General features: G+C 28.4%; 13 protein-coding genes and 1 pseudogene. 8 read left to right on the forward strand and 6 right to left on the reverse strand.

Translation table 11 applies throughout. The features are described from left to right. Together Q0J90_RS04655 and Q0J90_RS04660 are read left to right on the forward strand one after the other, a co-directional pair. Positions 1 to 668: pseudogene (locus Q0J90_RS04655) on the forward strand (hypothetical protein); the annotation flags it as partial. Between the two features lie 12 nt (positions 669 to 680). Next, on the forward strand, positions 681 to 845 hold the full coding sequence (locus Q0J90_RS04660) for a hypothetical protein (RefSeq protein WP_297276796.1): 165 nt from the start codon (positions 681 to 683) through the stop codon (positions 843 to 845). 64 nt (positions 846 to 909) lie between these two features. Here the strand turns inward: Q0J90_RS04660 and Q0J90_RS04665 are convergent, their stop codons facing one another. After that, on the reverse strand, positions 910 to 1,977 hold the full coding sequence (locus Q0J90_RS04665; RefSeq protein WP_297276797.1) for a M20/M25/M40 family metallo-hydrolase: 1,068 nt from the start codon (positions 1,975 to 1,977) through the stop codon (positions 910 to 912). 319 nt (positions 1,978 to 2,296) lie between these two features. Between Q0J90_RS04665 and Q0J90_RS04670 the strand changes: the two genes are divergently transcribed. The 4 genes from Q0J90_RS04670 to rnhA are packed head-to-tail and all read left to right on the forward strand — an operon-like array spanning position 2,297 to position 4,689. Next, a complete protein-coding gene (locus tag Q0J90_RS04670; RefSeq protein WP_297276798.1) occupies positions 2,297 to 2,776 on the forward strand; it encodes a chemotaxis protein CheW in 480 nt (159 codons plus the stop codon). 6 nt (positions 2,777 to 2,782) lie between these two features. Further along, positions 2,783 to 3,142 carry a 30S ribosome-binding factor RbfA gene (gene rbfA, locus Q0J90_RS04675; protein ID WP_297276799.1) on the forward strand — a complete coding sequence of 120 codons (360 nt, stop codon included), beginning with the start codon at positions 2,783 to 2,785 and terminating at the stop codon, positions 3,140 to 3,142. Between the two features lie 23 nt (positions 3,143 to 3,165). Next, entirely contained in the window at positions 3,166 to 4,188 is a 1,023-nt protein-coding gene (locus tag Q0J90_RS04680; protein WP_297276800.1) for a bifunctional oligoribonuclease/PAP phosphatase NrnA, read from the forward strand. 6 nt (positions 4,189 to 4,194) lie between these two features. Continuing rightward, positions 4,195 to 4,689 (forward strand): ribonuclease HI, encoded by a 495-nt coding sequence (rnhA, locus tag Q0J90_RS04685; protein ID WP_297276801.1) that lies wholly within the window; start codon positions 4,195 to 4,197, stop codon positions 4,687 to 4,689. 114 nt (positions 4,690 to 4,803) lie between these two features. On the opposite strand, the gene fabF is transcribed toward rnhA, so the two are convergent. From fabF to ychF, 5 genes are all read right to left on the reverse strand, one after another. After that, the gene (gene fabF, locus Q0J90_RS04690) at positions 4,804 to 6,057 is read right to left on the reverse strand and encodes a beta-ketoacyl-ACP synthase II (RefSeq protein WP_028328652.1); all 1,254 of its coding nucleotides are present in this window, start codon (positions 6,055 to 6,057) and stop codon (positions 4,804 to 4,806) included. Positions 6,058 to 6,147: 90 nt separating this feature from the next. Further along, entirely contained in the window at positions 6,148 to 6,387 is a 240-nt protein-coding gene (gene acpP / locus Q0J90_RS04695; RefSeq protein WP_028328651.1) for an acyl carrier protein, read from the reverse strand. Between the two features lie 76 nt (positions 6,388 to 6,463). Continuing rightward, positions 6,464 to 7,213 (reverse strand): 3-oxoacyl-[acyl-carrier-protein] reductase, encoded by a 750-nt coding sequence (gene fabG, locus Q0J90_RS04700; RefSeq protein WP_297276802.1) that lies wholly within the window; start codon positions 7,211 to 7,213, stop codon positions 6,464 to 6,466. Positions 7,214 to 7,550: 337 nt separating this feature from the next. Next, the gene (locus Q0J90_RS04705) at positions 7,551 to 8,798 is read right to left on the reverse strand and encodes a chloride channel protein (protein ID WP_297206262.1); all 1,248 of its coding nucleotides are present in this window, start codon (positions 8,796 to 8,798) and stop codon (positions 7,551 to 7,553) included. Between the two features lie 38 nt (positions 8,799 to 8,836). Continuing rightward, a complete protein-coding gene (ychF, locus tag Q0J90_RS04710) occupies positions 8,837 to 9,937 on the reverse strand; it encodes a redox-regulated ATPase YchF (RefSeq protein ID WP_297206265.1) in 1,101 nt (366 codons plus the stop codon). Positions 9,938 to 10,831: 894 nt separating this feature from the next. Here ychF and aroQ point away from each other — a divergent pair. Both aroQ and Q0J90_RS04720 read left to right on the forward strand, forming a co-directional pair. Further along, a complete protein-coding gene (gene aroQ, locus Q0J90_RS04715) occupies positions 10,832 to 11,269 on the forward strand; it encodes a type II 3-dehydroquinate dehydratase (RefSeq protein ID WP_297276803.1) in 438 nt (145 codons plus the stop codon). A 12-nt stretch (positions 11,270 to 11,281) separates the two neighbouring features. After that, positions 11,282 to 12,234 (forward strand): aminopeptidase P family protein (locus Q0J90_RS04720; RefSeq protein ID WP_297276804.1); only part of this gene is annotated, 953 nt, incomplete at its 3' end.

Below are 12,234 nucleotides of genomic sequence, written 5' to 3' on the forward strand. Positions count from 1 at the left end.
AATTAAAAAGTAAATGGAAATTCTTTCCTTATATGCAAAAACAAGATATAGCGGATTCTAATTTCAAAATGTATAATAAAGATTTAAAATTTAATGAAATTTTAGTATTAGCTGAATATGATGAAGATACTAATTTTTTTAATTTGAAATTTTATAATAAAAAATTAAATGAACTAGAAGAAGATTATGCATATAATGCTTTTTATATAATGCTTGAACATGCTGTAGGTGAAAATATATCGAAACTATATTTATTAGGAGATGTTGAAAAAGTAGATAAAAAACTTGACGGTATGATAGAGCTTACAAAACTTTATGACTTTATAATGGACATTCTAAAAAATAAAAATAAGGATATTATTACAGACCCTATAAATAGATATACAGTTTATGAGTGTAAACCTACAGATAATTTCTTTAGAGAAGATATATTCATAGGAAATACTTGTTATATGGAAATTATTAATGATTATGCTAATTATAATATAGATGCTGTTGTTAACATTTCTAAAATGGGAGCAAGAGCTGCATATTTAGTTTATGTATTTTCAGATAATGAAAATAATGATTTCGATGATAAAGATATAAATAAAAAACTTCTTGATGAAAGAAACAATATTACAGATGAGCTTGAAAGTATAATGGGTAAAAGAGGAAGCGGTAAATAAATAGGCATAATATTGGGTAATGCTTTAGGTGTGGTAGGAGGATATATAGATTTGCTTTTATACAATCAAGATGAGTTTATTAAAAGAGCTGAAGAGATTCTTAAAAAATATAATTATAAATTTAGATTATTAAGATTCAGACAGTATTCGGAAATTATAAAAACATTTAATGATTAATAGATTATTATAAAATAAAAAATGGTATTAGTATATAATACCATTTTTTATTAACTGTTAAAAATTAGAATTCTTTGATTTTTTCTTTATTCAAAGTTTTTATTAATTCTTTTGCTATGTTTATAGAAGAAATGATATCATCATAAGAAGCATAACAATAATGACTATGGGCATATCTAGTTGCAATTCCTAAAACAACACTAGGACTTCCAAGGTTAGTTTTATGATAAACAGCACCATTTGTAGAACCTTTTTCACGTACTATAACTTGATGAGCAAGATTATTTTTTTTGGCTATTTCTATTGTGTGCTTACTTAATCTAGGGTTTGTAATCATTCCTCCGTCAATTACTCTAAGCTGAGAACCTTTTCCTATTGCCCCATGAGCTCTGTCTCCGTAGTAAAATGTATCATCTGCAGGAGGACCTTCAAATACTATAACCAAATCAGGCTTTACTTTATTAGCAGCAACGGCAGCACCTCTTGCCCCTACCTCTTCTTGAGATGACATTATTCCAACTAAATTAACATCCAGCTTTTCATCTTTAAAAGCTTTTAAAGTTTCAATTACGCACAAAGCTCCGACTCTGTTATCTATTGCTTTAGCACATATACTTTTTGTTCTGTCATCATATCTGAATTCAACATCAGGTACAGCAGGATCTCCTACATTTATACCGAATATTTTTTCTGTTTCTTCTCTGCTTCTTGTTCCTACATCTATATATAAGTCTTGTATAACAGGCATACGTCTTCTGTCTTCATCTGTCATAAAATGAGGAGGTTTTGAGCCTATGACTCCTTTTACATATTCACCGCTTGAAGACTTTATAACTACAGAATTAGATACTATATTTGGTATATGCCATCCTCCTAAAGGTATAAAAGATAATGTACCGTTTGGATTTATATGCTCTATCATAAAACCTAATTCATCTATATGACAGTCCAATGCTACTATAGGTTTGCTTTTATCTATATTTTGCAATCCTAAATATAAATTATTTATAGAATCTCTTTCATTATCAATAAATGAAGTATTCTTTCTTATAACCTCTATAACATCATCTTCAAAACCAGAAGGTCCGAATGAATTTGTTAATTCTTCCATTAATTTTAAAATGTCGTTCATAAACAATCCTTCAATGAAAAAAATAAATAACTTAAATATAATAAATTATTTGTATAAAATATCAATGTTATATTTTTGTATTAATAGAAGTTATTTATATATCAATATGTATAAATTGTTTGAATTATATATAAATACATTATTATATTTAATATATGAATTTTTGATTATTTTGAAGTTTATATTTTTTATATAAATAATAATATTTAATTTTATTATTGTATTTTTCTTAATAATATTATATAATAAGTAAGAAATAAATTGCTTGACTTATAGCTATTATATATTATAATTTATTCGTATAATTTAAGGAGTTAACATGAATAGTACTATATCAAATCAAATACTTGTTTTTAAGATAAATAATGAATTATATGGAATAGATATCTTAAAGGTTCAGGAAATACTTAACTTTATGCAGCCTTCTCCAATTCCAAATTGTCCGGATTATTTAAAAGGTATTATTAATTTGAGAGGTACTATAATTCTTGTTATAGATTTAAGAGCAAGATTCCATTTTGACGAACCTATGAATCCTGAAAATTGTGTAATAGTTGTTGTAGCAATAGGTGATAAAAAATATGGTTTAGTTGTTGACTCTGTATCTGACGTACTCACTATTAATAGTGAAAATATTCAGGAAGATATAGATATGCATGTTGGTATAGACAGCAGATATATAATGGGTTTAGTTAAAGCAAATGAGCAAATGATAATTTTAGTTGATATAGATAAAGTATTCATTAAAGATGAGCTTGATGATTTAACTAATACTATTAATAATGCTATAGTGAAATAATTATTTATGTCTTCACATAGAATACTTAGAGTAAATGAAAATATTAAACAAACTCTCTCTATGATTATTATGAGAGAGATAGAAGATCCTAGAATTAAAAATAATCTTATAACTATTACAAAAGTAGATACTTCTAAAGATTTAAAGAATGCTAAGGTGTATTTTGTATGCCTGCATGAAGATAAACAAAATGAAGTTCTTAATGGTCTTAATAGTGCTAAGGGTGTTATATTTTCTTATCTTAAAAAGCAGCTAACTATTAGATATGTGCCTAATTTAACATTTCATTATGATAAAAATCTAATAGAAACTAACAAAGTATTAACTGATATAAAAAATTTGGATATTCCTGATTTAGATAATTGAAGCATTTAAAGGATTGATTATATATGTCTGTTATAGAAAATGAAAAGCAGGAAAGCAGTGTATTTCCAAAAGTTGAAAAACATCAAATATTAGAGAGAATATCAAAAGCTGATAATATAGCAATTATTGGCCATAGAAATCCTGATTGTGATTGTATATGTTCTGGTTTAGCTTTATCATTACTTATTAAAAATATTTTCAATAAAGATGCTGTAGTTATTAATACAGATAAAATTCAAAGAGATTTGCACAATATTTTGCATATTGATAAAGTTATTTTTGAAGTAAATGAAAATACTTTGCCTAAGAAAGATGTTTTAATTATAGTAGATTCCGGAGATATAGAGAGAATAGGGTGGGTTACTGGTATTACAAATGAATATAATGAAGTAATATTTATAGATCATCATAAGGTAAGAAATATTAAAGGTGTTACTATGTTTTATGATGATATAAAAGCCGGAGCTACATGCGAGATAATAGTTGATATATTTAAAGATTATTTAGAAAAATTTGATTCTACAATAGCAACATTGCTTTATACTGGAATTTGTACAGATACAGGAAGTTTTATATTCAGCAATACAACTGATAGAACTCTTCTTTATGGTTCTAAATTAATGAGTGTAGGAGTAATGCAGGAAAATATTGGGAATGTTGTTAGAAAAAGATATACCAGAGATGATGTTGCTGCCTTAATGGAAATATATAGGAAAATGGTAATTGATTATGATAACAAGATAGGCTATATATGTTTGGAAGATACCATTTGCGGAATTAATATGAAAGAACTTGGTGTAAGTGCTTCAGATACTCTTATACAAATGGACGATGTTCTTATTGGATTTATTATACATGAAAATGAAGATAGTTTTAGAGTTAGTATGAGGAGCAGAAGTCATAAAGATATTAGAGAAATTGCTGAGAGTTTTGGAGGCGGAGGTCATCCTAAAGCGTCAGGCTTTACAGTATTCAAAAAAGATTACACTAAAGAAAATTTGATAAAAGAAATAAATACTAAATTAATTGCTTTGTTGGCTTCATAATTGATTATGACAAAGGATAATATTATAATATATACAGACGGCGGATGCAGAGGTAATCCTGGTCTTGGAGCTTGGGCTGCTATACTTATAAGCGAAAAGCATAATCTTCGTTTAGAAATTGGTGAAAGTGAAGACAGCACCACTAATAATAGGATGGAAATGAATGCTGCCATTAAAGCCCTTGAAAGATTAAAACATTCTCATAATATTAAACTTTACAGCGATAGTGCATACTTAATTAATGGTATGACTAAATGGATATATTCTTGGCAAAAAAATAATTGGATAAAAAGCGATAAGAAGCCCGTTGAAAATAAAGAGTATTGGTTAAAATTAATAGAACTCTCTAAAAAACATAATATAGAGTTTATTAAAGTAAAAGGTCATTCTAATAATAAAGAAAATAACCGTGCTGATGAGATAGTTAATATTTTGATGGATGAACATATTAAAATTGGAAGTACAGCATCTTTTAATGAAAAAACTAAATATGTTTTATGATTTTTATTTTATATCTATGCAAAGTAAATAAAATGCTATTTCTGAAAGTATATTTAATTAAAAAAGCTGCATTTATAAAATAAATGCAGCTTTTATTTTTATAACTATAATTTTTTAAACTCTTTTAAATACTATAGAAGCATTATGTCCGCCGAAACCTAATGAATTGCTTATAGCATATTCAATTTTATAGTCTTGAGCAACATTAGCAACAACATCTAAATCACATTCAGGATCCTGCTCTTCTACATTGATAGTAGGATGTACTTTTGAATTAATCATACTCATAACTGTAGCTACAGCCTCTATACCGCCGGCAGCACCTAAAGCATGTCCAGTCATAGATTTAGTAGAATTAATTTTTATTTTTTTAGCATGATCTTCACCTAAAGCTTTCTTAATTGCTTTAATTTCTGCAATATCTCCTACAGGTGTAGAAGTACCATGAGTATTTATATAATTTATTTTGTCAGGTGATATTTTTGCACTCTCTATAGCTAAAGACATAGCTCTTGCTCCCATGGCTCCGTCTTCTAAAGGTGCAGTAATATGGTTAGCATCAGCTGTGAAACCATAACCGCAAATTTCAGCAAGTATATTAGCATTTCTTTTTTTGGCATGCTCATATTCTTCAAGTATTAATACTCCGGCTCCCTCAGCTATAACAAAACCATCTCTTCCTTTATCAAAAGGTCTTGATGCTTTAGTAGGTTCATCATTTCTAGTAGATAAAGCTCTTGCATTATTGAAACCAGCAATAGTAAGAGGATTAATAGTAGCTTCAGAACCTCCTACAACCATAATATCAGCTTCATTATCTTTTATATGTTTGAATCCTAAACCTATAGAGTGGTTAGAAGAAGCACATGCAGTAACTACGCTGTAATTAGGGCCATTCATGCCGTATTCCATTGCAATCACTCCAGAAGTCATATTGATAATTTGCATAGGAACAAAGAAAGGTGAAACTCTATTAGGGCCGTCAGAAAGCATAACATTATGATTAGATAAAAGAGTAGTTATACCACCAATACCGCTACCAAGAACACATCCTGCTCTGAGAGGATCAAAGCCGGTTTTAGGTTCTATACCAGCCTGCTTGAAAGCATGATAAGCAGCATATACTCCAAAATTAATGAAAGGATCTAATCTTCTTAACATTTTTTTATCAGAATAATAATCGCCTTCAACTGGTAAAGCTTCAGCACCGATTTTGGTAATAAGTTGCTCTTTTTCAGGATCAAAATATTTACTTAAAGTTTTTACTCCAGAAACACCATTAAGCAGATTATCCCAGAATGTTTTTACATCATTTCCTAAAGAACTTACTATTCCAAGTCCTGTAATAACAACTCTGCGTTCACTCATATAAAAAACTCCTATTAAGTTAATTATATTAAAAAATTTCCCGTAAAAACAATATTTTTCTTACGGGAAAATATAATAATATAATAATTATTAATTACCTTTATGCTCTTCAATATATTTAGCAGCATCAGCTACATTTTTAATTTTTTCTTGATCTTCTTGAGGAATTTTAATGTCATAGCGTTTTTCTAATTCCATTATTAATTCTACTAAATCAAGTGAATCAGCGTTTAAATCATCTACGAAAGAAGCTGTATCAGTGATTTTACTTTTGTCTGAGATGTTTAATTGATTAGCAACAACATCTTTAATTTCATCGATTAATGCCATTTTTAATCTCCTTAAAAATTATAATATTTTTTATTATAAAGTGCTATTTTAGCATCCTTACATACATAATTATTAATTACATTGACATTCCGCCGTCAACTGCTATTACTTCGCCTGTTATATAATTGCTCATATCTGAAGCTAAAAATAATACTAAATTAGCAACATCTTCCGGAGTACCTAATTTTTTTAGAGGTGTTATACTCATTATTCCTTTTACTGTATCTTCAGGCAAGGCATCTGTCATATCAGTTTGAATAAAACCAGGTGCTATAGCATTTACGCATATATTTCTAGGTGCAAACTCTTTAGCCATAGATTTTGTTATACCTATAAGTCCTGCTTTGGCTGCAGCATAATTTACTTGTCCTGCATTACCCATTTTACCTATAACACTAGATATATTTATTATTTTACCTTTTCTTGCTCTTAGCATATTTTTAGCAGCTTCTCTTGAAGTATAAAAAGCCCCTGAAAGATTTGTAGATAAAACATCATTCCATGCATTATCATCCATTTGTATAACAAGCATATCTTTTGTTATACCTGCATTATTTACAAGAATATCAATAGAACCAAATTTTTCTATAGTTTTAGCAATTACATCTTTACATGATTCACTGGATTTTGCATCATGTTCTAATCCTAAAGTTTCTACATTATAAGATGATTTTATTTCTTCTGCAATTTTTGATGCTGTATCTAAATTTGTAGCAGTTATTACAACATTAACACCTTCATTAGCTAAAGTTTCTGCTATTTTTTTACCTATTCCTCTGCTTGAGCCTGTTATTACGGCTGTTTTATTTTTAAGATTCAAATCCATATCTATCCTTTTTAGGTATATAAAAGATATATAATATAACAAAATTATTTTTTATTAGTCAAATATATACTATATTAAAACAAAATATAATAAATTTGTCAAGTAAATTTTATTAATTTAAAATTTTCGACTTTTTTGGTTTAAAAGTCGAAATAGTAAATTATTACTATACTTATTTCAAAACTAATTTTAAGGGGCTTCTTTTGCCTTAATTGAAAGCCAGTAAATCCTATAAAGTACTTTTGAAACATGTCCAATATATAATTTTATTATAGCAAGTATAAAAAATTATTGTAATACTATTTTAAATAATTATATAACATACACAAATCATATATTAATCTTGATCATATATAGAAGTTACACCAAGCACCTTAGCAACCATATATGATATTATTGCAACTATAACAAGAGCCGAGAAATTAGAAATAGAATTCGATATCTCAAGTATTAATATACAAACCATTATAGGAGTTCTTGTAACACCAGACATAAGAGATGTTATACCTAAAAGTATAAATAAATCTCCATATACAGCATAATCTGGAAAATACTTGATAAGAAATATGTCATATACAGATCCTATAGAAGCCCCCAATATAAATGTAGGAAAAAATACCCCCCCTACAGCACCTGATGCTGCACATACAGAAGTATAGAATAATTTAACAAATATAAGTATCAAAAGCATAGAAACAGAAAATTTATCTTTAACAATACTTCCTATAAGCAAATCGCCGCTTCCTAAAACATAGGGAAAAAACATTATCATAAAACCAGCCATCAAAAAAGCAGGAACTGGTCTGATTATATCATTATCTATTTTTTGATACATTTTAGAAAAGAAATTCATAAGAAAGTTCAAAAGTGAAGCTAATACTCCGCATATTATACCAAAAGGAAGAAGCGATATATAATGCCTCACTTCAAGTATCTTAGGAAGATTAAAATTTAGTATAAATCCCTGACCTACAATGTGCTCTACAACAAGTATTGAAGCTATTGAAGAAAAAACTATGCATACAAATACTATATGATTTTTCTGCTCTCCAAGCTCTTCAAAAGAAAAAGCAATACCTGTAAAAGGAGCACTGAAAGTTGCTGTCATGCCAGCACAGGCACCTGAAACAAGCAAATATCTTCTATACTTTTCCAATTTAGAAAAATACTTATGAAAGAAAAGACCTACAAGCATACCTACATGCATAGAAGGACCTGCTCTTCCAAGAGATATACCGCTTGCAAAAGATATCATACTTCCAAATAATTTAAATAAAATCTCAAGAAAAATATTTTTTGGTTCATGAAGCGATATATAATATTTTATCTGAGGAACTCCTGCACCTCTTATTTGAGGATACTGTGTCAATATATAACCTATAAGACATCCCATAACTGTAAGAAATATAAAAAGAAATATAGGATAGTACCATCTGTCAAATATAAAATTGGACACATAAAATACATTAACACTCAATTTATATAGTATTATCCTATAAATAGAAACTATAAAACCTACTATCGCCCCTATACAAGCTGATAATACAAAAAGTTTTATGTATTTAGCTTCAAAATTAATCTTCATAATTTAAAATATTTTCATAATTAAATAATATTAATTATTTACACATTAAACCTAAATGTTACAACATCGCCTTCCTGCATTAAATATTGCTTACCTTCAAGTCTAATAGCACCTGCTTCTTTAGCTTTAACAAAACTTCCGAGCTCCAAAAGTTTATCGCAATTTATAACTTCGGCACTGATAAAACCTCTTTCAAAATCGCTATGTATAACTCCAGCAGCCTCAGGAGCATAAGCACCTTCTCTTACAGTCCAAGCCCTTGTTTCATCTTCACCTGAAGTTAAAAATGTTAATAATTTCAAAAGCCTATGTCCTGCCTTTGTAAGTCTTGCAACACCAGACTCTTTTACTCCTAAATCTTCCAAATAGCTTAATCTTTCCTCTTCATCTAAATCCTGCAAATCAGCTTCTATCTTAGCACTGAAAGGGATAAGCTCTATATTTCTTTCTTCGGCATATTTTTTCAATGTGGTATAATTAGAATTTTTTTCTGGATTAGATAATTCATTTTCTGATAAATTAGCACCTATCATCATGCTTTTTGCCGTAAGCAAGAATAAAGGCTTTAATATTTCTTTTTCTGTATCTGTTAAATCAAGACTGAATACAGGCTTGGAATTATCTAATTCGGGAAGTATTTTCTCTAATAAGGCAATTTCTTCCTCTGCAGCCTTACCCTTTCCGCCTTTAGCAACCTTTCTTTGTCTTTCAATCCTTGCATTAATTGTATCAATATCAGCAAGCATAAGTTCTGTCAATATAATATCCAAATCTCTTAAAGGATCAACATCGCCTATATGAGTAATATTGCCGTCTTCAAATACACGCACAACATGAAGCACTGCATTAACTTCTCTAATATGAGAAAGGAATTTGTTGCCTAATCCCTCCCCTTTTGAAGCACCTTTTACAAGTCCTGCAATATCTACAAATGTTGTTGTGTTATAAACTTTCTTTTTTGATTTGAAAAGGGCTGCTAATTTATCAACTCTTTCATCTTTTATTATCGCTGTAGCTTCATTTTTATCTATAGTGCAAAACGGATAATTGGCTGCCTCAGCATGAGCATTGGTTAAAGCATTAAAAAGTGTAGATTTTCCTACATTTGGAAGTCCTACTATTCCTATAGATAAAGCCATAATTATTTCCTTAAAATAGTATTTTTAATTTTGTAGGAACATTATATATCAAAAAATATTAATAACAAGTATATTAAAAACGTATATGAAAAATATTTATAAAAAATTCATATTAGTATAAGTTTAAATAAATCAAAATAAACATTTGAATAATTTGTTTACATTTGCCCGCCCTCTAGGTTTTCAATCTAATTTATAATTTTTATAAGTTTTTTCTTTTTGTTTAAAATAGTTAAAGCACTGCCCGCCCAAGTATTTTTTAAATTTACTGTTAACCTCCCGCACGCAGAACAAAATTAAAAATATATATTTATTTGAAATTCAAATTTTTATTTATATTAAAAATTTAGTTTAGCGTGCGTTAATCGAAATTATAAATTTAATAAAAACTAGGGAGGGTGTGCTTTTGTAATTAGACAGCAAAATTAATTAGAATACTATTTTTAATAAAAGCAGTAAATTTATAAGGGTGGGATATGTTATAAAATTTTAAAATTTACTTACATTTGCCCGCCCTCTAGGTTTTCAATCTAATTTATAATTTTTATAAGTTTTTTCTTTTTATTTAAAATAGTTAAAGCACTGCCCGCCCAAGTATTTTTTAAATTTATTGTTAACCTCCCGCACGCAGAACAAAATTAAAAATATATATTTATTTACAATTCAAATTTTTATTTATATTAAAAATTTAGTTTAGCGTGCGTTAATGAAAATTATGAATTTAATAAAAATAAATAATTTTTGTAATTGATTTTACAAGTACTTTTGAAACAAGTCTAATAAAACTAATTATATAGAAAATGATTTTATATTAACATAATACAGACTCCATATTTGATTTTTTTTGCAATAGGTATATTATAGTAAAAAATAAAATTTCTATTAAAGGCTTATATGAATATATTAGTTATAAATGGTCCTAATACCAATATGTTTGGAGCAGCACAAACAAAAATTTTTGGCAATATTACATTAGGTGATATTGAAAATAAAATCAAAGAGGCTGCTGTAGGAAATGCTAAAGTGTCATTTTTTCAGTCCAATCATGAGGGTGCTATAATTGACAGAATACATAGAGCTTATGATGAGAATATAAATTATATAATAATAAATGCAGGAGCTTATGCTCATACTTCTATAGCGATAAGGGATGCATTTTTATCAACTAATATACCGTTTATAGAAGTTCACATGAGCAATATTTATGCTAGAGAAGATTTTAGAAATAAAAGCTATTTATCAGATATAGCATTGGGTGTCATTACGGGATTTGGAGAGAATAGCTATGTACTGGCTTTGGCTCATTTAGTATCTATACAAAAAAAGAAATAACGGAGTTTGAAAATGTGCAAATTGACATTAAACGAAAGCGGAGAAAATAAAAAATTTGATTATAATGCCAGACTGGAAAGACTATTAAAATTAACAAATGAAAATCTGCTTATAACAAAAAATGAAAATATATTTTATCTTACAGGCTTTAAAGGAACTGCAGGATGGCTTCTTATAAGTAATGGCAGGAAATATCTATTTGTTGATTCCAGATACTGCGAACATGCTGTTAAAGTTACACATAAAACTACCGTTATACTTGTAGCAACTTCTTATGCTGATGCTTTGGCAGAGTTCTGTAAAGAAAATAATATAAATGATGTATCTGTAGCTAAAAATGGTCTTTATTTAGCTGATTATGAAGCAATAGTATCTGCTATGATTAGCAGCTCTATTAAAATAGGAATAAGCAAAGCTAATATAGATACAATACGCAATGTAAAAGAAAAAGAAGAAATAAAAATAATAAAAGATAATTTAAATAGAGCAGAAAAAGCAATGACAAAAATGCTCGCATTTGTAAAAGAAGGAATAAGAGAACAGGAATTAGCAGCTGAACTGGAATATCAGATGCGTAAAGAAGGAGGAGATAAAACTGCCTTTGATACTATTTTACTTTTCGGAGATAGAACCTCTTTGCCTCATGGTGTGCCTTCTGATAGAAAATTAAAACTTGGCGACAATATATTAATGGATTTCGGATTATCAAAAGATGGATATAAAAGCGATATCACTAGAACTTTTTTCTTTGGTAAGGGAGAACATTTTGATGAAATGAGCAAAATATACAATATAGTAAGAGAGGCACATAAAAAAGGAATAGAAGCAATACATTCAGGAGTATCTGGAAAAGAGGTTGATTCTGCAGCCAGAGAAACTATAAAAAACAATGGATACGGACAGTATTTCGGTCATGGATTAGGACACAGTGTGGGACTTGAAATACATGAATCTCCTAGACTTTC

The organism is uncultured Brachyspira sp. (assembly GCF_944390595.1).
Classification (GTDB): Bacteria; Spirochaetota; Brachyspiria; order Brachyspirales; family Brachyspiraceae; genus Brachyspira.